Origin of the sequence: Streptomyces sp. NPDC020898, from assembly GCF_044333925.1 — a bacterium.
Taxonomy (GTDB): Bacteria; Actinomycetota; Actinomycetes; order Streptomycetales; family Streptomycetaceae; genus Streptomyces.
This window is the reverse complement of sequence record NZ_JBIRRV010000012.1, coordinates 303,610-324,059: the sequence shown is the minus strand read 5'-3', so window position 1 is coordinate 324,059 and position 20,450 is coordinate 303,610. Positions and strand designations below refer to the sequence as shown.

Sequence of the window (20,450 nt, the reverse complement as noted above, 5' to 3'; positions counted from 1 at the left end):
CTCTGGCTGGCGTCACGCGCTTTCGGCATCGTCCGCAGTGCTATTAGGTCTTGAGCATTGCTCGACAGACTGTGAGAAACGACCTTCGATCTAGGCGTGATACGGCCTCTGACCTGGTCTTTTTCCTTGCTTGACAAAACCCGCCTCCGTAGTCGGCTTTGACGCGGCTGCACTCGTACTTCGGCCACAGCTTGCCGCCCTGGCCGCGTTGGTAGTGGACGGTCATGCGGGTTCCGCAGCGGCCGCAGTAGATCAGCCCGGCCAGCAGCGCCGGCCCGTCGCGCAGGGCACCCATGCTCAGTGAGCGGGTCCGGTTCGCCTCGATCCGGGCCAGGTTGCGTTCATGCTGTTCCATGCCGATATAGGCGGGCAGAACTGCGGGCAAGTACACCAGCCAGTCCTCGCGCGGCTTGCGGACCCGGCCGGTGCTCGGGCGGTGCTCGGGCGGCCCGGCACCCGGCGGCGGGGGTCGGTGCGGCTGCGGCCATAGACATAGACCCCCGCGTAGGCCGGATGCCGGAGCATGTTCCGGATCACGATCCGGCTGGGCCGTCGCCACACCAGCAGCCCCTTCTCCGGCCCCTCGCGGGTGCGGATGCCCATCTGGATGCCGTGATCGACCAGGAACCGCAGCACCCCGTTGATCAGACCGAGTTCGTCGAACAGGTCGAAGACCAGGCGGACCACGGTCTGCACCTGCTCGTCCGGGTCCTTGACGACCTGGCCGTCCGCGAGCCGGAGATAGCCCACCGGCAGGGGCACCGCCAGCTCGCCGCGACGGGCCTTGCCGATCCTTCCGTTCCACATCCGCTGCTTGATCAGATGCAGTTCGGCCTCGCTGATCGTGCCCTTGAGCCCGAGCAACAAGCGGTCGTTGTGTCCGGCCGGGTCATAGACCCCGTCCGGGTCGGCGAGCAGGGCCCCGGCCAGAGCGCACAGTTCCAGCAGCTGGTGCCATTCACGGCCGCTTCGTGCCAGCCGGGACATCTCCACGCCGAGGACCAGGCCCACGTGGTCCAGGCCGACCTCGGAGACCAGCCGCTGAAAGCCGGGCCTGTCCACCAGACCGGACGCCGAATGGCCAAGGTCCTCGTCGATCACCAGGACCCGGGACAGCGCCCACCCCAAGTCGACCGCACGCTGGGTGAGTCCGTACTGCAGCCGGGTCGACTCCGCGTGGTCGAGGACCTGCTGCGGAGTCGACTGACGGACATAGACGACCGCGAGACGGTCGAGATGCCAGGGCTGGATCTTGCCCTCAAGCCGTTCCCACGGAGCCCTCACCACCACAGGACTCACCCCCGCCCCGTCCGGCCTCGACCACCATCCGTGTCGTCAGCTCGGCCAGCAGACACACCACCAGCTGACGGCTCAGTTCCGGAACGCTCTCCCACCGCGGCATCTGGGGAGCTCAGCGGACACTCCGACCCACCACCCTCGCCACCACCGACCTGTCGCTCCCGCAACCGCTGAACAACAACAGCGGCACGAAGCACGGCATCCACCTCTATGACAGGCACATTCCCCGCCCCAGAGTCGTCTATGTATGCATTACGGCTTGCTCCTTGAACACACCTTCCGGCTGTTCAAACAGACCCTGGGCTGGACGGTCCCCAAGGTCCGCGATCCGCACACGGCCGACCTGTGGACCTGGCTGATCATCGCCGCCCACACCCAACTCCGCCTCGCCCGGCCCCTCGCCGAGGACCTCCGCCGCCCCTGGGAACGACCCGCCGAGCCGCGCCGGCTCACCCCCGCCCGGGTCCGCCGGGGGTTCCGCCACCTCCGCGTGAAGACCGCCCGTCCCGCCGACGTGCCCCAACCCTCCAAGCCCGGGCCCGGACGCCCACCCGGCTCGAAGAACCATAGGTCAGCCCCACGTCACGAGCCGGGGAAGACCGTGAAACGAATCGAAACCCTCACCGAACACGTCCGCCTGAAACAGTAGCGAGGTTAATGATCAAGCTCAGTGTCCTCCCCGGAGTGAGCGAGCCTGGGCTCCCGCACCCGTGTCACGGGCCGTGGCCGCGTCCCCGCGATGCGTGTTCTCCTCGCAAATGCGGGTGGGATGAGCGGCACGGCGGCTCGCTGGCGCGGAGTCCGGCACGGCAGTGTGCCGGGGCGGAGAATGAAGGGTGGTGTCCAGCGCCGGAAGGAGTCAGGAGCGTCGGTCGGCTCCGCCCGCGGGGGTGAAGGTCGGCGGGGGGTCTGCCTGCTGGAGTTCGGCGAGCAACTGGCTCTGGCCGGTGATCAGTTCGGTCAGGATCCGGCGGGCCGCCCGCAGTAGCTCGGCGACATCGCCGCCGGCCAGGGCGTAGCTGACGGTGGAGCCCTCCCGGATGGACACCACGATCCCCGAGCGGCGTAGGACGGCCAGCTGCTGGGAGAGGCTGGAGGGTTCGATCTCGATGTCGCCGAGCAGGTCGCGTACGGGGACGGGGCCGTTCTGTAGGAGTTCCAGGACCCGGATGCGTACCGGGTGGCCGAGCATCCGGAAGAACTCGGCCTTGGCCTGGTAAAGGGGGACCTGCATGGTGAATCGCTCGCTCCCTGCCGCATTCGGCTGGCGCATCCGGGTTCGGTGGCCCTGTGCGTACCACCGCAGGCGGTCCTGTGGACCGATCCTCGTGCATCCGGCCCCGCACGCCCATGAGATTGATCTGATCTCGATGTTCCCATTTGAAGAAATCTTCAAGTCGTGGGCGTGCGGAGCTACGGAGCACGCGGCGTTCTACACGTCCAGTTGGCCTTCGATACTCCTGAGCTGGTGGCGGGCCATGGCGAGGTTCGACTTCTTCCTGTCGAGCACGAGGTAGAGGAACAAGCCGTTGCCGCCGCGGCCCTTGAGCGGCCGGAGGACGTGGTACTGGTTGCCGAGTGTGATCAGGATGTCCTCGATCTCGCCCTTGAGCCCGAGGTGTTCCATGGTGCGGGTCTTGGCCCGGATCACGTCCGTGTTGCCCGCGGCGGCGATCGTCAGGTCGAGGTCCTTGCCGCCCCCCAGCGTGCCCAGCGCCATCCCGCTGGTGTAGTCGACCAGGGCAGTTCCCAACGAGCCCTCGATCGACGTCATGATCTCCTTCAGGCAGATCTCCACATTGCTCATACGGGCATCTCCTCCTTGTCGCTGCGAGGCTCGGGCGCGGCCCTCCTCGCCGGTGCCCAGGACCCTACGTAGATGCCTGCGGCCGGCAGCCCTGTTGTTCCCGTACTGGCCGAGGGAGCCCTAAAAAGTCTGATGATGCGGTTTCTGTGACCGCTCGTGCTCGGCGAATGACAACCGCTACCGCAGGGGCCGAGGCAGCCGGCGTGGGCCGTGATGGCTGCTGCGCCGCCATCATCAGGCGGGAGAAGACACCTCATTGACGATGTGCGCCATGGCCCGTTGCGGGGCTCTTTCCACTCCGTCCCGCTCACCGTTCGAGGCTGCATGGCCCCCTGCGAAGGGCCGGTCGGCCCCTCCCCGTCCGGAGCGCCGGTGGCGACGGAGGGTTGGCGGAACGGGTACGGCTCCGGCTCCCACGACCGGCTGGACGTCGACCAACCGGTGACGTATGCCCACCGCCACAAGGTGCCGGTCCACGTACTGGGGCCGACCGGTGGGCGGCGCATCGCCCCCCTGTATGGCCCCTGCCGTCTCGGTGGACGGCGCGTGGGCCTGAAATGCGCCGTCCCACCTGCCCGCACCGGATCCCGACGGGGTGCGGAGCGTACTCTTGAAGAGTTCTTCAATTGGTTAGTTGCGGTGGTTTATAGATGATCCAGGGTGTGGAGGTCGGGGTGGGCGAGTTCGCCGAGGCGCTGCTGGCGCGGGTGCGGGCGGCCCGGGCCGGGCTGGCGGCCGCTGTGGCGGCCGAGGACGCGTACGCCGTCGCGGTGGCGCAGGACGACTTGGACGACCTGATGCGGCTGGCCCAATGGCACGGACTGGACGTCGAGGCGACGGGAACGGACGAGGAGTGAACGGCATGCCGGTACCGCTGTACGAGGCGAAGGCGGAGTTCTTCCGGATGCTCGGGCATCCGGTGCGGATAAGGGTGCTGGAGCTGCTGCAGGACGGGCCGATGCCGGTGCGTGACCTGCTGGCCGCGATCGAGGTCGAGCCGTCGAACCTGTCGCAGCAGCTGGCCGTGCTGCGCCGCTCCGGGATCGTCACCGCCACCCGGACCGGCTCCACCGTGGTGTACGAGCTGGCGGGCGGGGACGTGGCCGACTTGCTGGCCGCCGCTCGCCGGATCCTGTCCGTTCTGCTGGCGGGCCGTCAGGAGCTGCTGGCGGAGCTGCGTGCCACGGAGTCGGTGCGGTGATGGGCGCTGGGCGCTCGTTCCGGCCGTGGCACAGAGGCCGGCCCGTAGCGGTGACACAGCACGTGCCGGCGCCGGCACGGCGCTACCTCGTCTCGGTGCTGGTCGGGCCGGAGGCGGTGAGGCAGGCCCGTGAGGCGGTGGCCGAACGCTTCGGCGAGGTGGGCGTCGCGCCGGGCTCCGCGTTCGCCGACACCGTGCTGCTGGTGGTCAGTGAGCTGGTCGTGAACGTGCTGCGGCACGCGCCACAGTCCCCGGTCGCGGACGTGGGCATCTCGGTCGGGGAGGGACAGCTGGTGATCAGCGTCGCCGACGCCGAGCCACGCCTGCCGGACCTCGAACCGGGCGCGATGGGCGCGGGACTGCTGATGGTGGCCGAGCTGGCCGCCGAGTACGACGGCGACGTGCGCGCGGAACCTGCCGTCGGCCATGGCGGCAAGGTGGTCCTCGTCCGCTTCCGCGTGCCGTCGTAGAAACCATGCCTTCGTAAGAGGGACGTGGCGATCACAGGAAGCAGGGAGACACGATGACCGATCGGACAGCCAACGAGCCTGCGGGCGAGCGGCGCGAACGGAAAGCCAAGGACAGGGACAGGGAGTCGTGGATTGAGCGCGGTGTCGCGATCCGGGCGGGCTTCTACATCTTCGGCACCCATCTGTTCGCCGGGTTCGTGTGGCTGCTCTTTTATCTGGGCGAGCACGCGAACAAGTGATCGCTGTTGTGGGGCACGCGGATCTCACGCCCTGGATCGACACGGAGACGGAGCACGTGGTGCGGATCAGGGCCGACATCGTGACCGGGTTCCGGCTGGTGGGCGGGGGCCGGATTCCTCACCGTCAGAGGTCGTTGCCGGCGTAGGAGAGGTTGAAGCTCTTGTTGGTCAGGGGGAAGTCGGGGACGATCGTGTCGTTGAGCGCGACCGGTAGCGCGGGCCAGTTGAAGAAGGACGGGTCGACGGGCTTGACCCGGGACAGGGTGCCGTCATCGGCGAGTTCGACGCGGGTGGCGATGGTGCCGCGCCAGCCCTCGACGAGGCCGACACCGCTGCGCGGACCCTTCCCGGGGGCGGGCGGGGGGCCTAGGACCGGGCCGGTGGCGACGCGGTCGCCCAGTTCCCGGATCAGAGCGAGGGAGACGTCGATCTCCTCGGCGCGGACCAGGAAACGGGCCAGGACGTCGCCGCTGGTGTGGACGGGGACCCGGCCGGGTTGTCCGTGCGGGGTGAAGGGGTGCGCGATGCGGGCATCCATGGGCAGGCCGCTGGCGCGGGCGACGTAGCCGAGGCAGCCGATGCCGCGGGCGGCTTCGGCGGGCAGGATCGCGGTGCCGGTGAAGCGGTCGTGGACGGTGGAGTGGCCCAGCGCCAGCCGTACGATCTCGCGGATGTCGTCCCCGATGGCCTCCAGCTGCGTACGGTCGGGCAGGGTGCGCAGGGCGCTGCCGCCGGGGACGACGCCGCCGCGCAGGAGACGGTGTCCGGTCACCGTGTCGTTGAGGCGCAGGAGTTGTTCGCGGACGCGTTGGGCGTGGGCGTTGAGGATGCCGTGGCCGACGTCGTTGCAGAGCATGCCGAGGTCGGCGACGTGGTTGTGGAGGCGTTCGAGTTCGAGCAGCAGGGCGCGGGCGCACTGGGCCTGTTCGGGGACGCTCTGGCCGGTGGCCTCCTCGACGGCCAGGCAGTAGGCCAGCGCGTGGCCGACGGCGGTGTCGCCGCTGATGCGTTCGGCGAGCGGGAGCCCGGCGGTCAATGAGCGGCCCTGGAAGAGTTTTTCGATGCCCTTGTGGACGAACCAGAGGCGGGCCTTGAGTTTGAGGATGGTCTCGCCGACGACGGAGAAGCGGAAGTGGCCGGGTTCGATCAGTCCGGCGTGGACGGGGCCGACGGGGATCTCGTAAACGCCGTCTCCGGTGACTTCGAGGAAGGGGTAGGGGCCTTCCTGTTCGCCGAAGGCGGGCGGGTCCCCGGCATCGGGGTGCATGGGGTACCAGCCTTTGGGCCAGTGGAAGTGGCGTACCAGGCGGTGGGGCAGGGGGTGGTCGAGGGGGACGATGCCGTGCAGGTCGTGCATCTCGCGCTCGAAGCGGCCGGCGGGGAAGGAGAGCTGGGCCAGGCTGGGTACCTCGGGTCGGGACGGGTCGAGGCGTACGTGGAGTTCGGTGCGGGTGTCGGGCGGTCCGGAGACGAAGAGGTAGACGAGGCGTACGGCGTCGGTGTCGTGGTGGGCGGCGACCAGGGCCAGGCGGTGTCCGTCGCGCAGTAACGCCTGGGCCCGTTTGGGGAGTTCGGCGGTGTGGACGTCGTGCACGGTGCGCATCGGTCAGGGCCTTTCGAGGACGGCGGCGGCCTGGGTGAGCAGGTCGCCCAGCGGGCCGGCGGCGATACCGAGGGCTGCGCAGGCCGTCAGGCCCAGGGCGAGGGGCCACAGCGCGGCGGGGCTCTCGCGGGTCGGTTCCCCGGGGCCGAGGAGCATCCGTGCGGTGCGCACGGCCAGCGCGGCGAAGGCGATCAGGACCAGGAGGAGGGCTGCGGCCATGGCCCAGGCCAGGCCCGTTCCGGCGGCGAACCCGGCGCGGGCGATGGCCAGTTCGGAGGCGAAGAGGCTGAACGGCGGGAAGCCCAGGAGCGCGAGGACCGCGAGTCCGAACAGCGCGCCGAGCCAGGGTGCTTGGGCGATCAGCCCGCGTACCCGTCCGATCTTCGACGTGCCCCGCAGGTGGAGGATCTGGCCGGAGGCACAGAACGCGGTGGCCTTGGCGAGGCCGTGGCCGGCGATGTGGAGCAGGGCGGCGGACAGGGCGAGCGGGCTGCCGATCGCCGCGCCGAGGGCGATCAGGCTCATGTGCTCCATGCTCGAATAGGCCAGCATCCGCTTGTAGTCCCGCTGGGCCAGCAGCAGGCCGGCGGCGAGGGCGAGGGTGAGCAGGGCGATCCCGGCCAGCAGGACGCGGGTGAAGTCCGCGCCGAGGGCGGCGTCGGCGATGACCCGGTAGCGCAGGATCGCCGCGAAGGCGACCGACAGCAGGACGCCGGACATCAGCGCGGAGACCGGGGCCGGGGCCTGGCTGTGCGCGTCGGGCAGCCAGGCGTGCAGGGGCACCAGGCCCGCTTTGGCGCCGTAGCCGAGGACGACCAGGGTGATGCCTAGGCGGGTGACGGCGGGGTCGAGTTGGTGGGCGCGGGCGAGCAGGGTCGGCCAGTCCAGCGCCCATGCCTCGGAGATGCCTGCCTGCCGGGCTGCGTAGTAGATGAGCACGGTGCCCAGGAAGGCGAGCGCGATCCCGGCCGAGCAGATCACCACGTACTTCCAGGCGGCCTCCACGGAGTTGCGGGTGTGGCGGTGGCCGACGAGGAACGCGGTGACGATGGTGGTGGCCTCGATGGCCACCCACAGCACGCCGAGGTTCGCGGTGACCACGGCCAGGCACATCGCGGCGAGGAACGCGTGCACGAGGGCGTGGTAGCTCCCCCAAGCTTTCGACTTCTCCCCCACTCTCGGCTTCGCTCGAGCGGGGGGACCCCCATGACCAGTGGGGACCCCCGTCACGGCCGGGTCGGTGGCCCGTCCGGTGGCCTGTTCGCCCGCCAGGTAGGCCGGGGCCGAGGCGCAGGCGATCAGCGCGACCGTACCGACCACCAGCAGCATCCACACGGTCAGCGCGTCCGCGCGCAGCAGACCGGAGTATGCGGCCACGGATCCGCCGTCGCCGACCTCAGCGGCCAGCAGCGCACCGCAGGCCAAAATCGCCGCCGGAGACGTCAGCCCGGCCCAGTCGGCCGGATGGCGCCCGTGCGCCCGAGACGCGCCAACCGGCTTCCCGGACGCGGAGGCGTCTCCCGCTTCCCCTCTGTTGTCTGCCAGGCTCGCGCTCCCTCGCGCGGTTCCACGCGAGGGAGCGACGGCGCCTTCCTCCACCAACTGTGGACGGCGGCCCGCCTCCTGCCGGACCGTCGGCACCGCAAGGGGAGCTCCGCGCCCGGTCACGCCGATGAGGGCGTACGCGGCGGCCACGGCCAGCGGTGCAGCGGCCGGGGCGGTGAGCAGGAGCGCGGTCAGTGCGGGCTCCTGGGAAAGACGCAGCATCAGTCGTGCAGCTCCCGCAGGTCGTCGATGTCGGTGGTGCCGAACGCCTCCCGCACCCGCACGGTGAGCAGTTGCAGGACCAGCACGGCGAGCAGAACGTCGAAGGAGACGCCGAGTTCGACGATCAGCGGCACTCCGGAGGCGGCCAGGAAGGCGGTCGCGGTGATGCCGTTGTCCAGCAGCAGGAACCCGACCACCTGGGCGAGCGCCCGGCGCCGGGTCACCAGCACGAAGAAGCCGATCAGGACGACGGCCAGGCCGACCGGCAGGGCGCGGGTCGCCGGGGTCGGGTTCAGTTCGACCAGGGGGCGGGCGACGGCGTAGGCGAGCAGGGTGAGGGCGGCGGCCGTCAGCAGCGAGGCGGCCACGTTCACCAGCGGCTGCGTCTCGCGCACCTCCTCGCTGCGCACGTACCCCTGCCCCTGGTCGTCGGTCCGGCCGACGACGAGCGCGGCCAGGGCGCGGCGGATCAGGTACGGCAGCAGTCCGGCCCGCAGCGCCCCGATCCCGGCGGCGACCACGATCAGGTCCCAGCGCTCCTCGTGCAGCCCGAGCAGCAGGGCGATGGCGGCGAGGGCGAGTCCCTGGAGGGCGAAGAGCCGGACGATCGCGGCGAGTTCGCGCCGCCACAGCACGATGACGGCGGCCAGCAGGAACGCCCCGCAGGCCAGATTCAGCAGCTGGGTGAACAGGCTCTCGCTCACTGCGGTCCTCCTTCTCCGCCCAGGAAGTACGAGGCGGTCACCGCGAGCAGCGCCAGCAGGAAGGATCCGGCGAGGAGTTCGGGCACGCGGAACAGCCGCAGCTTCGCCCAGAACACCTCCGCCGCCGCCAGCGCCATCCCCAGCACCGTCACCTTGAGCACGACCAGCACCAGTGCCAGCAGGACGGCCGTGAGGGAGGCGCCGGTGGCGATGCCCCACGGAGCGAACAGCGAGGCCAACAGCCCCAGCAGTACGGTCAGGCGCACCTGGGCGCCGAACTCGACCAGCGCCAGGTCGGGTCCGGCGTATTCGAGGACCATGGCCTCGTGGACCATGGTCAGTTCCAGGTGGGTGGAGGGGTTGTCCACCGGCAGCCGGCCGCTCTCGGCCAGCACCGCCACCGTGAGCGCGGCGATGGCCAGCAGTCCGGCCGGGGAGGTCAGCCGGGCGGGCTCGTCGGCGGCCCCGGCGACGATGACGGGCAGGTTGGTCGACCCGGCCGGTATCGACAGGGCGAACACCGCCATCAGGATGGTCGGCTCCACGAGTGCGGCGATGGTCATCTCCCGCGAGGCACCCATCCCGCCGAACGCGGTGCCGGTGTCCAGACCCGCGAGCGCCAGGGCGAGTGTGCCCAGTGCGAGGAGAGCCACTACCAGGATCAGGTCCGCCCGGCCCCGGACCGGGGTGTCCGTGGAGATCAGCGGTACCAGGACGGCCAGCACCAGTGAGGTGGCGACCAGCAGCGGGGGCGCCCACCGGAAGGCGGGGCCGGTCCCGACCGGGGTGATCGCCTCCTTGCGCAGCAGTTTGCGTACGTCCCGCCAGGGCTGGAGGATCCCGGCGCCGGCCCGCCCCTCCAGGCGGGCCCTCGTTTGCCGCATGAGGCCGGTCAGCAGGGGTGCCCCTGCTGCCACCGCGCCGGTCTGGAGGGTGAGTGCCGTGTATCCGACCGTGTTCACCAGCCCACCACCAACACCACGAGCAGAGCGACCAGGCCGAAGAAGCCGTAGCCGAGATAGGCGTGCACGCTGCCGCCGGCCAGCCTGCGCGCCGACTGCCCGGCGGTGGCCAGCAGATCGAGGACGGGCCGGTACAGGCGGTGCTCGATCCGGTCAGGCACCCGGTTGCGGAAGTTCACCCGCTGAACGAGGTACGCCGACTCGCGCACCGGTGTGACGTCGACGTCCTGCTCGGGGGCGAGTACGTCGTCGAAGACCCGCTGCAGCGGCTCGGCGAACGAGGTCGCCGTATACGCCATGCGTGGCGTCGGTGCCCCGCCCCCGCAGTCCCACAACCGTGCCTGCGTACGCCGCTGTCGGCGCCGCCCTGCCCAGCCGGCCGTCGCCGTGACCGCGCCCAGCGCCACCGTCAGCGCGGCCACCACCCACAGCGGGGACAGGGTGGCGGACACCTCGTCCAGCCGCACGTGGAGCCCGCCACCGGACACCGGCCGTGTCCCCGTATGCCCGGCCGCCGCCACCGCGCGGTCCAGGCCCTCGCCCAGCAGCCCCGGTACCAGGGCCAGGGCAACGCACAGGGCCGCGAGCAGCCCCATTCCCACCCGCATGAGCAGCGGCGACTCCCTGGCCGCCGCGGCCGGTTCGCCGCGCGGCCGGGCGAAGAAGCCCACGCCGAGCGCCTTGACGAACACCGCCGCCGCGAGACCGGCCGACAGGGCGATCACCGCCACCGCGAGCGGCAGCACGATCGCCGTGGTCACCCCGGGCACCGTCAGCCCGTGGATCATCGACTGCAGCAGCAGCCACTCGCTGATGAATCCGTTGCCCGGCGGCAGTGCCACCGCCCCCAGCGCGCCGACCGCGAACAGCCCAGCTGTGACCGGCATCCGGGCCCGCAGTCCGCCCAGCAGATCCAGGTTCCGCTCGCCGGTGGCCCGCAGTACCGAACCGGCGGCGGTGAACAACAGGGCCTTGAACGCGGCGTGGTTGACCACGTGCAGCAGCGCGGCGGCCAGGGCCAGCCCGGCCAGCGGCGCGTTCCCGGCGTGGGCGAACAGCCCGGCCGCGCCCACGCCGAGCACGACCAGTCCCATGTTCTCGGACGTCGAGTACGCCAGCAGCCGTTTCAGGTCGGAGGCCATCGCCGCCTGCAGGATCCCGTACACCGCCGACAGCCCGCCCATGGCCATCACCAGCAGCCACCACCAGGCGGGTCCCCCGCCCAGCAGGTCGAACCCGACCCGGACGAGGCCGTAGATCCCGAGGTTGACCATGGCCGCGCTCATCAACGCCGAGACGGGGCTGGGTGCTTCGGGGTGGGCCCGCGGCAGCCAGGCGTGCAGCGGCACCAGACCGGCCTTGGAGGTGAACGCCACCGCCGTGAGCACGAAGACCAGCCCGCGGACGGTGGGCGAGATCCCCGCCGTACCGGCCCGCAGGGCGGCGAAGGTCTCGCCGCCGGCCTGGGCGGCGTACACGGACAGGCCCACCAGCAGCAGAACGAGCCCCAGGTGGGTCATCACCGCGTACCAGAGGCCCGCCTCCCGCACCGAAGGGCGCGCCCGGTGTTCGGCCAGGACCAGCAGCAGGGAGGTGAGCGCCATCAGTTCCCACAGCAGCAGGAACGTGGACACCGAGGCCGCCGCCGGCACCAGGATCAGAGTGAGTGCGAACAGCGGCAGTGCCGTCTGAGCGCCGTGCGAGCCGAACCCGTGCGAACCGTGCCCGGCCACATAGCCGATGCCGTAGACCGCCACCGCCGCCACCACGGCTCCGGCGACCGCCATGAACAGTCCGGACAGGGCGTCCACCGCGAAGTGCGCCCCGGCCAGCGGGAGCAGCCCGGGTACTGGGGCCGACCAGCGGCCTCCGCCCAGTGCAGCCACACCCGCCGTGCCACCCGCCACCCCCACGCCTGTTGTCAGTACACCCACCACCCAGCCGCGCACTTGCTGCGGCAGGACCAGCCCGGCCGACGCGCCCGCCCCGGCCAGTGCGGTAGCCGTCGCGAGGGCGGCCGGGACCGCGCTCATCTACCGGTCACCCTCCGCAGCGCCGCGACGATCTCCTCCGGCCGGGGCGGACACCCGGGCACCGCCAGATCCACCGGCACGACATCGCAGACGGCACCCTCGACGCCGTAACCGCCCGCGAACTCCCCGCAGTCGATCGCGCAGTCCCCGACCGCGACCACCAGCCGCGGCTCGGGCATCGCGGCCACCGTGCGGCGCAGCGGCTCGGCCATGTTCCGGGTCACCGGCCCGGTCACCAGCGCCACGTCCGCGTGCCGGGGCGAGGCCACCAGCCGGGCCCCGTACCGCTCCGCGTCGTACACCGGGTTGAAAGCCGCCGCGATCTCGATCTCGCAGCCGTTGCAGGACCCGGCGTCCACGCAGCGCACCTGCACCGAGCCGCCGAACTCGCGGGCCGCGGGCGGCTGTTCGCCCTCCGGCCTGGGCGGGGCGGGCTCGGCCGCCCGCCCGGTGTCGCGGATCCTGCGCAGCAGACTCATGAACGTCCCTCCCGAGCAGTGGTGAGGACTTGCTTCCGCGGATGCCTAACGGCTCTTTCCAGGGCCGGAGTTACGTCACTTTTCCTACGTTTTGCATTATTTGTGCCGTGCGGGCTTGAAGGTGACCGCCTCCCGCCGCACAGAGCGCTGTCAACTCCCGGGAGGCGGTCACCGCTTGAGGGGCGTCGTCACGACGGCGGTTTCGCCTGTATCTGGGCGGCCTGCAGATCGGCGAGGAGTTCGGCCTGCCCGGCCAGTACCCCGGACAGGATGGTGCGGGCGACCCTGAGCAGCTCGGCTACGTACGGGCTGGTGAGCGAGTAGTAGACGGTCGAGCCCTCCTTGCGGGTTGTCACCAGGTTCGCCCGGCGCAGCACCGCGAGCTGCTGCGACAGATGCGCGGGCTCGATGCCCACCTCGGGCAGCATCTCGGCGACCGCGTGCTCGCGTTCGCTCAGCAGCTCCAGGACTCGGATGCGCGCCGGATGGCCGATCGTCTTGAAGAACTCGGCCTTCAGTTGGTACAGCGGCGTCGTCATCGCGGCATCCCCTCCCCGGCCCAGCAGTACGGCCGTCCCGGCCGGTCCTCGGCGCATCCCATCCACCCTCGCCCACCCGTCGGGCGGGGAGACCCCCACCTGGCTTCGCTCGTCACACACATGCGGCCCATCCTCGCGCGCGGCCACGGCCCTGCCGAATCCGTGCACAAGAAGGGAACCGCCCGAAGGCTGTAGTGACGACCTCGACAATTGCTAAGATTAGCAAGTCTATACGTGATGTGAGGGAGGCTTGCGTGAGAATCATTCCGCTGCGCGGCGCCGGCGTCGCCTGGTACAAGTGCCCCGCCTGCCGCCTCAAGTGCCGGCCCAACGCCGTCGGCCCGGACGGCCACTGCCCCCGGTGCGAGCACACCCACATGATGAGGCTGTCCTTCGGCGGCCGGACCACCACGCCCGCGCCGGACCGCGAGCAGAACTGACCCGCACCCGCCACACGGATCCGCGAAGAGGGGTGGGGCATGGGTGACTGGGCCGTCCAGTCCGGCAGCGGGGTCCGCTTCGAATGGGAGCCCGCCGGAGCCGGCCGCCTCGCCGCCCGGGCCGCCTGCCTGGTCATCGTCGACGTGCTGTCCTTCACCACGGCGGTGAGCGTCGCCGTCCAGCAGGGCATCCGCATCCTCCCGTTCCGGCTCCCGGACGGCCCCGCCACCACGCCCGAGCGCAGCGAGATGAGGGTCCCCCCGGCCGAAGGCTGGGGGAGGGCCGCGGCACAGAAGGCCGCCGCAATCTACGCCCGCCAGTCCGGCGCGCGGCTGGCCGTCGCCCGCCGCGCCGTCACGCCCGACAGCCCCTGGTCCCTCTCCCCGGCCCACCTGCGCCGCGCCCCGTACGTCGCCCGCCTGGTCCTGCCGTCCCCGAACGGTGCGGCCATCGCCGCCGCCGCACCACCCGGCGTGCGGGTGGTCGCCCGCCTGCGCAACATCACCGCGGTCGGCAGCTGGCTCACATCCCATGGCTACGGCACGCCCGAGCGCCCGGTGGCTGTGATCGCCGCCGGTGAGCGTCGGCCGGACGGCAGCCTGCGTCCCTCGCTGGAGGACCTGCTGGGCGCCGGCGCCCTCATCTCCGACCTGTATGCCCAGGGAGCGGGGTCACTGTCCGCCGAGGCGTCCGCCGCGAAAGCGGCCTACGAGGGCACCGCCGACCTCCCGCACGCGGTCGCCGCCAGCGCCTCCGGCCGCGAGCGGGCCGCGGCGGGCTTCGTCGAGGACGTGGCCATCGCCGTGGAGGAGGACATCTGCACCGTCGTCCCCGTACGGGACAGCGACGGCGCCTTCGCCCCCGGCTGATCCCGGTGAACCCAGCGGGGCACTCGGCCGCGTCGTCTCCGCTCGGCCACCCCGTCGTCCGTTACTCGTGGCGGCCGTTCGACGGCTCGCTGTGCCGTGCACTGTGTGCCGCGAGTGCCCCGGCCAGGCCGGCGTGCACAGGGATGGGCGGGCAGTCGCCGTCGGGGACGAGGGAGCCGTCGGCGGGAATCGCGGCCAGCTCCAGGCTGCGGCCCGCTTCGGCGAGACGGCGCGCGGCCTCGATGATCGCCAGCTGTCCCTCGGCCGACCAGCCGCGCAGTCCGGTCAGGTCGACGACGACCGGACCGCTCCCGCGTCCCACCGCCCAGCCGACGGCGCCCTCGAAGCGGCGGACGGCGTCGGGGCCGAGGTATCCGGAGACGGACAGGATGCCGAGGTCCTGCTCGACGGTGTAGCGCCACTCGATGGTCATGCTCGTCAACTTCCTTGCGCGGTCAGCCTGTTGGGTCAGAGGGGGAGGGTGATCCAGATGCTTTTGCCCTGTCCGTCGGCGTCGCCGCGGACGACGGCGCTGCCGCCCAGGCCGAGGGTGAGTTCCATGACGGTGGCCAGGCCGCCCGTTCCGGTGCTGACGTCGGCACCGGTGACCGACGTGTACAGCAGCGGCTGGTAGGGGTGGCGGTCGTGCACGGCGAAGGCCAGGCAGTCCGTGCCCGCCGCGTAGATCACCGTCATCTCCGGCGAGAGCAGGGCGGCGTGGCGGACGCTGTTGGTGACCAGTTCGCCGAGTATCAGCAGGGCCGGGTCGATGGCGGGGTGGCGCAGGCTGATCCCCCACTCGGTCAGCGCCCGCTCGGCGGTCTGCCGGGACAGCCGGACGGCGGAGGGCTGGGTGGGCAGGGTGAGCACATGCCGGTGGGGCAGGGCTTCGAGGCGCGTGGACATCAACTCTCCGTCCCCCGGGCCAGCCGGAATCCGGAGACGGTCTGGGGATGGATCCGGATGATCGTGTCGTGGGGGCCGTACGTCCAGCCGGTGAGCGTACGGCGGTAGTGGGCGTCCTCGTTCGGATCGGTGATCACGTCGGCGGGCCCGGCCACCGTCACCGTCCAGCCGGTGCTGGTCGCCACACGTACCTCGTCGACCTGGTAGGTCGCCGTCAGCGGGATGGCTGCCGCCTGCACCGGAGTGCGCACCACCAGGCGGCCGTACTCCCAGGTGTGCCGGGCGGGCCGGATGACGGTCATCTCCCGCTGCACGTAGACCAGCCGTCCCAGCGTGCTGCCCTGCAGCAGCCACAGGGCTTCCGCGCCGGAGACCTCGACCATGCGCAGCGATGCGGGCTCAGTGCTCATGCGACGGTTTCCTCTGTTTCCTCGCTGATGGACCGGGACGCCTGGACGGGCAGCGGCGGAGGCATGACACCGGCGCACTCCAGGTAGATGCGGGCGCTGTGGATCGCTTCAGGCGTGGTGGCGTGCTCACGCCCCTCCCGGCACAGCAGCTCCAGCGCACCGACAGAGTCCAGGACCTGGCGCTGACCGGGGCGTACCCCGGAGGTCATGACGACGATGCCGCGCCGGTCGAGTTTGGTGACCGCGTCCTTGAGGACCAGGGCGCCGGTGGCGTCGATGGTGCTCACCCGGGACATGCGCAGGATGACCACGCGGACGTCGGCGACCTCGGCCAGCTCCAGCAGGAAGCGGTGCGCGGCGGCGAAGAACAGCGGGCCGTCGATGCGGTAGGCGACGATGTGCTCGGCCAGCAGGGCGTGCTCCTCGGCGCTGTGGTCGCCCCTGTCGAGGGGGATCTCTTCGAGGCGGGCCTGTTTGGCCACCGCGCGCAGGGCGAGGAGGCCCGCGACGGCCAGGCCGATGATCACGGCGTAGACGAGGTCGAGCGCGAGAGTGGCGACGGCGGTCAGGACGAGGATCAGCGCGTCGGAGCGGGTGGCCCTGGCCATGGCCCGCAGCGAGCCGACCTCGACCATACGGATCGCGGTGGCCAGCAGCACGCCGGCCAGCGCGGCGAGCGGAATCCTGGAGACCAGCGGCGCGGCGGCGAAGACGATGACGGCGAGGATCGCGGCGTGGACGAGGGAGGCGAGCCGGGAGGACGCGCCGGTACGGACGTTGACCGCGGTCCGCGCGATCGCGCCGGTCGCGGGCACGCCCCCGAACAGCGGGGCGGCGATGTTGGCCAGGCCCTGGCCGAACAGCTCCCGGTCCGGGTCGTGCTTCTGGCCGACCGTCATGCCGTCGGCGACCGAGGCCGACAGCAGCGACTCCAATGCGGCCAGCGCCGCCACCGCGACCGCCGGGGCGAGCAGCGAGCCGAGCGCACCCGGGTCGAGGAAGGCGAGGGACGGCGCGGGCAGACCGGACGGCAGGTCACCGATGGGCGTCGCCGCGTCCAGACCGGCGACCTGGGCCACGACGGTGGCCGCGATCACCGCGAGGATGGAGAAGGGGATGGTGGGCCGCCAGTGGGCGCCGGCCAGCATCACGGTAGCGACCGCCAGGGCGAAGGCGATCGCGGTCCAGTTCGGGTTCGTCGCGAAGTCCTGCAGGGCGTGCCAGGTCACCACGAGGACCCGGTCGCCCTCCGGCTTGGGCACCCCCAGCGCGTTCGGGATCTGCTGCAGGCCGATCACACAGGCGATGCCGAGGGTGAAGCCCTCCACGACGGGCGCGGGCACGTACTGCATGTACTTCCCGGCCCTGAGCAGGGCGAGTACGACGAGCATCACGCCCGCCATCAGCCCCACCATGAGCACCCCGGACGGCCCGTGCTCCGCGACGATCGGCACCAGCACCACCGTCATCGCACCCGTCGGCCCGGACACCTGCAAATTCGACCCGCCGAACACGGCGGCGAACGCACCGGCGATCACCGCGGTCGCCAGGCCCGCCTCGGCGCCCAACCCGGAGGAGACACCGAAGCCGAGCGCGAGCGGCAGCGCCACGATCGCCACGGTCAGCCCGGCGAGGAGATCCCGGCGCGGGTCGCGGCGCATCTCTACGAGATCACGGCGGCCGGGCAGCAGCGCAGCGCACCGGCCCCACAGCCGGGTGAAGGCGGGCGTCATCGTGCGGTGACCTCGCCTTCCCGCAACTCGGCCAGCAGCTCGCCCTGTCCGGCCAGCATCTCGGTCAGGATCCGGCGCGCGGCCTTCATCAGGTCCGCGACATCCCCGCCGGCCAGCTCGTAGACCACGGTCGAACCCTCCCGCGTCGCGGTGAGGATGCCCGACCGGCGCAGCACCGCCAGCTGCTGCGACAGACTGGAGGGCTCCACCTCGATCGCGGCCAGCAGCTCCCGTACCGGCAGCGGCCCGTCCTGCAGCAGCTCCAGCACCCGGATCCGCACCGGATGCCCCAGCATCCGGAAGAACTCGGCCTTGGCCTGGTACAGCGGAACGGACACGATGAGCCCCTCATTTCCCCGACAGCGCCCCCCACCCGGGGCAAGCGAAGGCTGTACCCGCGACACCTGCGAGTACAGCCAGGACAGCATCTAACCAATTGCGAAATTTTGCAATTCAGCATCAGGCCCCTGCCCGGCCGCCCCGGCGGGCGGGGCGGGCGGATCAGCCCTTCTTGACCACGCTCGACTTGAGCTGCATCGCCCCGAACCCGTCGATCTTGCAGTCGATGTCGTGGCCGTCGACCCCGTCGACCAGCCGGATGCCTCGCACCTTGGTGCCGGCCTTGATCCCCGAGGGGCTGCCCTTGACCTTGAGCGCCTTGACCACGACCACGCTGTCGCCGTCCTGGAGCACATTGCCGACGGCGTCCTTGACGACCCGCTCCCCGGCGGAGCCGGAGCCGGTGTCGCTCTCGGCCGGGTCCCATTCGTGGGCGCACTCCGGGCACACCACCAGGGCGTTCATCTCGTACGTGTACTCACACGAGCACTTCGGACAGGGAGGAGGATTCTCGATCACCCCGCCAGAATATCCGGCGCCAGCGTCCGCCTCGACGAACAAGAACGACCACGGTCGACCGCCGTCGGCAGGGAACCGCGGGACGGCTCGCTGCCGGCTCAGCGCCGGAACATGTAGAGGTCCAGGGCCATGTGGAGGGCCTTGTTGAGCGGGTAGTCCCACTCGCCGAGGTACTCGACGGCCTCGCCGCCGGTGCCGACCTTGAACCGCAGCAGCCCCAGCAGGTGGTTGCTCTCCTCCAGGGTGTCGGTGATGCCACGCAGGTCGTAGACGCGTGCTCCGAGTCCGTGGGCGTCGGCCATCATCCGCCACTGAATCGCGTTGTTCGGCTGGACCTCATGCCTGCGGCTGGTGGAGGCGCCATAGGAGTACCAGACATGCTCGCCGACCATCAGCATCGTCGCCGCCGCGAGCACCTCGCCCTCGTGACGGGCGAGGTAGAGACGCAACACCGCCGTCCAACAGACCCTCTACGGCGGCCGCGAAGACACCGAGGCCGGCTTCTCCCAGTTCGACCGCTCCCTCTGGAACCGCCGCATGATCGCCTTCGGCGCCGAAGCCCAGAGCCTCGTCGTCCTCGGCTTCCTCCTCGCCCAGAACGCCACCAGCGCCGCCCGCTACCAAGAAGGCCCCACCTACACCGACGCAGGCACCGAGACCACCGACCTCAGCGCCGACGGCAACCCCCGCCGATCATGAACCCAGCTGAGGCATCAGCCCCGGCCCAACACCCCACCCCGATCCGATACCCTGTCAAGGACCGCCACCTGAGTGGCGGTCCCCCCTTGCCGAGACCGGGGCGAATAGTCACTCAGAGTATTCAGCCACGTTTCACGCAAGGCCCCGCCTTCGTGGGCCTTGCGGAAAATTACGAAGCCGCAGGTCAGAGGCCTTTCGCAGAACCGTCCGGGAACGCGGCTCCTCAATTCCGGGAACGCTTCCGACGAGCGGATGATGGCCGAAGGTCTTCTTCCACGTTGGGGTGGCGTCCTGCTTCTCGGAGTGCGCGAGGACCAGCAGGTGCTGGCCCGCTTCGGCCGCGCGCTCGCCGACCCCATTCGCTGCCGGCTGCTGCTCGCCCTGCGCGAGGCCCCAGCCCACCCTTCCGACCTCGCCGACGCGCTCGGCATCTCCCGTACGAGGCTGTCGAACCACCTGGCGTGCCTGCGGGACTGTGGACTGGTCGTCGCCGTGCCTGTCGGTCGCCGCACCCGCTACGAGCTGGCCGATGAACGCCTCGGGCACGCGCTGGACGACCTGCGCAACGCTGTCGTCGCGGTCGAGGCGGACCGGACCTGCCCGGACGCGGAGACGGAGGGCTGCTGCTGATGGCCGCGACATCCCTCGGGCCGTCCCCGGCCCGGCGTGATGCGCTGGCCAAACGGATACGACTGCTGGTCGCCGCGACCATCACCAACATCCTCATTGGTACCTCCTGTAGACGTTATCAGACGAGCCGCTGACCTGCGTTTTTGCTGGTCAACGTAGGTTTGGTCAATTATTGATCTTGGCGGTTGATAGCGGTCCTGGGCGGGCTCTGGCGGTACTGATGCTGACTTAATGCTGACTTTGGTGACGGTGTGTCAGATAGTGGGGGTGGTCGGACATGGGTCGGCGCGATCGCGTCTGCTGGAAGTATCGACCTTGCAGCAGTGAACGTCACGCGCGTGGGCGCTCATGAGCGTGCCGGGGCGCCCGAGGCTCGCTGTCGGTCGCAGCGTGGGCGGTTCAGAATGAGGGGGTGATGCGTGCGCGCGGGCGACCTGGCGCGGCAGTGATGGGGAGGAGTCTCTGTCATGAAATTCAGGAGGAGAACGCTCGAATCGCTGGGTGAACTCGTGTGCGGGAACCCCGGTTCTGACGACGCGGGTGACTCGTCGGAGCCGAGGTTCTTCCCTTACCGATCGAGCACGGCCAGAATCGCGGCGCCGACCTCGCATAGGTCTGCTGCTCCCGTGATCAGGAACAGCGTCTCGCCGGTGTTCCTCGCCTCGCTGTACGCCACGAGGCTCGGGTAGCTGACTTTCTGCAGCGCTTGCTCCGTGTAGGTGGGGACGAGACGGCGGCCCGGGTGTACGGACTTGGCCTGGCCGACCCATTCCACCCGCCCCGCCAGGACAGGGGCCGCGG

The 20,450-nt window shown here is 70.8% G+C and carries 26 protein-coding genes and 3 pseudogenes; 10 read left to right on the top strand and 19 right to left on the bottom strand.

Annotated features, from left to right (window positions below):
• Positions 1–43 precede the first annotated feature (43 nt).
• Both ACH4TV_RS33005 and ACH4TV_RS33000 read right to left on the bottom strand, forming a co-directional pair.
• On the bottom strand, positions 44–226 hold the full coding sequence (locus ACH4TV_RS33005; RefSeq protein WP_398404616.1) for a hypothetical protein: 183 nt from the start codon (positions 224–226) through the stop codon (positions 44–46).
• 71 nt (positions 227–297) lie between these two features.
• Positions 298–1,299 carry a recombinase family protein gene (locus ACH4TV_RS33000; RefSeq protein ID WP_398404569.1) on the bottom strand — a complete coding sequence of 334 codons (1,002 nt, stop codon included), beginning with the start codon at positions 1,297–1,299 and terminating at the stop codon, positions 298–300.
• Positions 1,300–1,564: 265 nt separating this feature from the next.
• Between ACH4TV_RS33000 and ACH4TV_RS32995 the strand changes: the two are divergent.
• Positions 1,565–1,948: pseudogene (locus ACH4TV_RS32995) on the top strand (transposase); the annotation flags it as partial.
• A 210-nt stretch (positions 1,949–2,158) separates the two neighbouring features.
• On the opposite strand, the gene ACH4TV_RS32990 reads toward ACH4TV_RS32995, so the two are convergent.
• Together ACH4TV_RS32990 and ACH4TV_RS32985 are read right to left on the bottom strand one after the other, a co-directional pair.
• Entirely contained in the window at positions 2,159–2,533 is a 375-nt protein-coding gene (locus ACH4TV_RS32990) for an ArsR/SmtB family transcription factor (RefSeq protein WP_398404567.1), read from the bottom strand.
• A gap of 198 nt (positions 2,534–2,731) precedes the next feature.
• The gene (locus ACH4TV_RS32985) at positions 2,732–3,106 is read right to left on the bottom strand and encodes a hypothetical protein (protein ID WP_398404565.1); all 375 of its coding nucleotides are present in this window, start codon (positions 3,104–3,106) and stop codon (positions 2,732–2,734) included.
• Between the two features lie 650 nt (positions 3,107–3,756).
• On the opposite strand from ACH4TV_RS32985, the gene ACH4TV_RS32980 reads away from it, so the two are divergent.
• From ACH4TV_RS32980 to ACH4TV_RS32965, 4 genes are all read left to right on the top strand, one after another.
• Complete coding sequence (locus ACH4TV_RS32980) at positions 3,757–3,963, top strand: hypothetical protein (RefSeq protein ID WP_398404563.1); 207 nt, start codon at positions 3,757–3,759, stop codon at positions 3,961–3,963.
• 5 nt (positions 3,964–3,968) lie between these two features.
• On the top strand, positions 3,969–4,307 hold the full coding sequence (locus ACH4TV_RS32975; RefSeq protein ID WP_398404561.1) for an ArsR/SmtB family transcription factor: 339 nt from the start codon (positions 3,969–3,971) through the stop codon (positions 4,305–4,307).
• Positions 4,308–4,369: 62 nt separating this feature from the next.
• On the top strand, positions 4,370–4,777 hold the full coding sequence (locus ACH4TV_RS32970) for an ATP-binding protein (RefSeq protein WP_398404559.1): 408 nt from the start codon (positions 4,370–4,372) through the stop codon (positions 4,775–4,777).
• A gap of 53 nt (positions 4,778–4,830) precedes the next feature.
• Positions 4,831–5,016, top strand: coding sequence for a DUF6126 family protein (locus tag ACH4TV_RS32965; RefSeq protein ID WP_398404557.1), 186 nt, complete (start codon positions 4,831–4,833; stop codon positions 5,014–5,016).
• A 124-nt stretch (positions 5,017–5,140) separates the two neighbouring features.
• On the opposite strand, the gene ACH4TV_RS32960 is transcribed toward ACH4TV_RS32965, so the two are convergent.
• The 7 genes from ACH4TV_RS32960 to ACH4TV_RS32930 form a co-directional block, all read right to left on the bottom strand.
• Positions 5,141–6,619: an NADH-quinone oxidoreductase subunit C gene (locus ACH4TV_RS32960; protein ID WP_398404555.1), complete on the bottom strand. Its 1,479-nt coding sequence runs from the start codon at positions 6,617–6,619 to the stop codon at positions 5,141–5,143.
• Between the two features lie 3 nt (positions 6,620–6,622).
• The gene (locus ACH4TV_RS32955; protein ID WP_398404553.1) at positions 6,623–8,386 is read right to left on the bottom strand and encodes a proton-conducting transporter membrane subunit; all 1,764 of its coding nucleotides are present in this window, start codon (positions 8,384–8,386) and stop codon (positions 6,623–6,625) included.
• Positions 8,386–9,090 (bottom strand): hypothetical protein, encoded by a 705-nt coding sequence (locus ACH4TV_RS32950; RefSeq protein ID WP_398404551.1) that lies wholly within the window; start codon positions 9,088–9,090, stop codon positions 8,386–8,388. The genes ACH4TV_RS32955 and ACH4TV_RS32950 overlap by 1 nt, the downstream gene beginning before the upstream one ends.
• On the bottom strand, positions 9,087–10,052 hold the full coding sequence (locus ACH4TV_RS32945) for a respiratory chain complex I subunit 1 family protein (RefSeq protein ID WP_398404549.1): 966 nt from the start codon (positions 10,050–10,052) through the stop codon (positions 9,087–9,089). The genes ACH4TV_RS32950 and ACH4TV_RS32945 overlap by 4 nt, the downstream gene beginning before the upstream one ends.
• On the bottom strand, positions 10,049–12,085 hold the full coding sequence (locus ACH4TV_RS32940; RefSeq protein ID WP_398404547.1) for a proton-conducting transporter membrane subunit: 2,037 nt from the start codon (positions 12,083–12,085) through the stop codon (positions 10,049–10,051). Before ACH4TV_RS32940 ends, ACH4TV_RS32945 begins: the two co-directional genes overlap by 4 nt.
• Positions 12,082–12,564, bottom strand: a complete 483-nt coding sequence (locus ACH4TV_RS32935; RefSeq protein WP_398404545.1) for an NADH-quinone oxidoreductase subunit B family protein — start codon at positions 12,562–12,564, stop codon at positions 12,082–12,084. Before ACH4TV_RS32935 ends, ACH4TV_RS32940 begins: the two co-directional genes overlap by 4 nt.
• A 188-nt stretch (positions 12,565–12,752) precedes the next feature.
• A complete protein-coding gene (locus ACH4TV_RS32930; RefSeq protein WP_398404614.1) occupies positions 12,753–13,103 on the bottom strand; it encodes an ArsR/SmtB family transcription factor in 351 nt (116 codons plus the stop codon).
• A gap of 254 nt (positions 13,104–13,357) precedes the next feature.
• Here ACH4TV_RS32930 and ACH4TV_RS32925 point away from each other — a divergent pair, with 254 nt between their 5' ends.
• Entirely contained in the window at positions 13,358–13,543 is a 186-nt protein-coding gene (locus ACH4TV_RS32925; RefSeq protein ID WP_398404543.1) for a hypothetical protein, read from the top strand.
• Positions 13,544–13,582: 39 nt separating this feature from the next.
• Positions 13,583–14,413 carry a 2-phosphosulfolactate phosphatase gene (locus ACH4TV_RS32920; RefSeq protein ID WP_398404541.1) on the top strand — a complete coding sequence of 277 codons (831 nt, stop codon included), beginning with the start codon at positions 13,583–13,585 and terminating at the stop codon, positions 14,411–14,413.
• A gap of 61 nt (positions 14,414–14,474) precedes the next feature.
• On the opposite strand, the gene ACH4TV_RS32915 is transcribed toward ACH4TV_RS32920, so the two are convergent.
• The 7 genes and pseudogenes from ACH4TV_RS32915 to ACH4TV_RS32885 all read right to left on the bottom strand — a co-directional run.
• Positions 14,475–14,846 carry an STAS domain-containing protein gene (locus ACH4TV_RS32915; RefSeq protein WP_398404539.1) on the bottom strand — a complete coding sequence of 124 codons (372 nt, stop codon included), beginning with the start codon at positions 14,844–14,846 and terminating at the stop codon, positions 14,475–14,477.
• A gap of 35 nt (positions 14,847–14,881) precedes the next feature.
• On the bottom strand, positions 14,882–15,319 hold the full coding sequence (locus ACH4TV_RS32910) for an ATP-binding protein (RefSeq protein ID WP_398404537.1): 438 nt from the start codon (positions 15,317–15,319) through the stop codon (positions 14,882–14,884).
• Positions 15,319–15,729, bottom strand: coding sequence for a pyridoxamine 5'-phosphate oxidase family protein (locus tag ACH4TV_RS32905; protein ID WP_398404535.1), 411 nt, complete (start codon positions 15,727–15,729; stop codon positions 15,319–15,321). The genes ACH4TV_RS32910 and ACH4TV_RS32905 overlap by 1 nt, the downstream gene beginning before the upstream one ends.
• Complete coding sequence (locus tag ACH4TV_RS32900; RefSeq protein ID WP_398404533.1) at positions 15,726–17,462, bottom strand: SulP family inorganic anion transporter; 1,737 nt, start codon at positions 17,460–17,462, stop codon at positions 15,726–15,728. Before ACH4TV_RS32900 ends, ACH4TV_RS32905 begins: the two co-directional genes overlap by 4 nt.
• Positions 17,459–17,800: an ArsR/SmtB family transcription factor gene (locus ACH4TV_RS32895; RefSeq protein WP_398404531.1), complete on the bottom strand. Its 342-nt coding sequence runs from the start codon at positions 17,798–17,800 to the stop codon at positions 17,459–17,461. Before ACH4TV_RS32895 ends, ACH4TV_RS32900 begins: the two co-directional genes overlap by 4 nt.
• 163 nt (positions 17,801–17,963) lie before the next feature.
• Entirely contained in the window at positions 17,964–18,320 is a 357-nt protein-coding gene (locus ACH4TV_RS32890) for a zinc ribbon domain-containing protein YjdM (RefSeq protein ID WP_398404529.1), read from the bottom strand.
• A gap of 98 nt (positions 18,321–18,418) precedes the next feature.
• Positions 18,419–18,769: pseudogene (locus tag ACH4TV_RS32885) on the bottom strand (lipid II:glycine glycyltransferase FemX); the annotation flags it as partial.
• An 88-nt stretch (positions 18,770–18,857) separates the two neighbouring features.
• On the opposite strand from ACH4TV_RS32885, the gene ACH4TV_RS32880 reads away from it, so the two are divergent.
• The 3 genes and pseudogenes from ACH4TV_RS32880 to ACH4TV_RS32870 form a co-directional block, all read left to right on the top strand.
• Complete coding sequence (locus ACH4TV_RS32880) at positions 18,858–19,019, top strand: hypothetical protein (protein WP_398404527.1); 162 nt, start codon at positions 18,858–18,860, stop codon at positions 19,017–19,019.
• A gap of 303 nt (positions 19,020–19,322) precedes the next feature.
• Positions 19,323–19,649 carry an ArsR/SmtB family transcription factor gene (locus tag ACH4TV_RS32875; protein WP_398404525.1) on the top strand — a complete coding sequence of 109 codons (327 nt, stop codon included), beginning with the start codon at positions 19,323–19,325 and terminating at the stop codon, positions 19,647–19,649.
• Positions 19,649–19,732: pseudogene (locus ACH4TV_RS32870) on the top strand (cation transporter); the annotation flags it as partial. The gene ACH4TV_RS32875 and the pseudogene ACH4TV_RS32870, both read left to right, overlap by 1 nt.
• Before the next feature lie 485 nt (positions 19,733–20,217).
• Here ACH4TV_RS32870 and ACH4TV_RS32865 read toward each other — a convergent pair.
• The gene (locus ACH4TV_RS32865; protein ID WP_398404523.1) at positions 20,218–20,424 is read right to left on the bottom strand and encodes a hypothetical protein; all 207 of its coding nucleotides are present in this window, start codon (positions 20,422–20,424) and stop codon (positions 20,218–20,220) included.
• Positions 20,425–20,450: the final 26 nt, after the last annotated feature.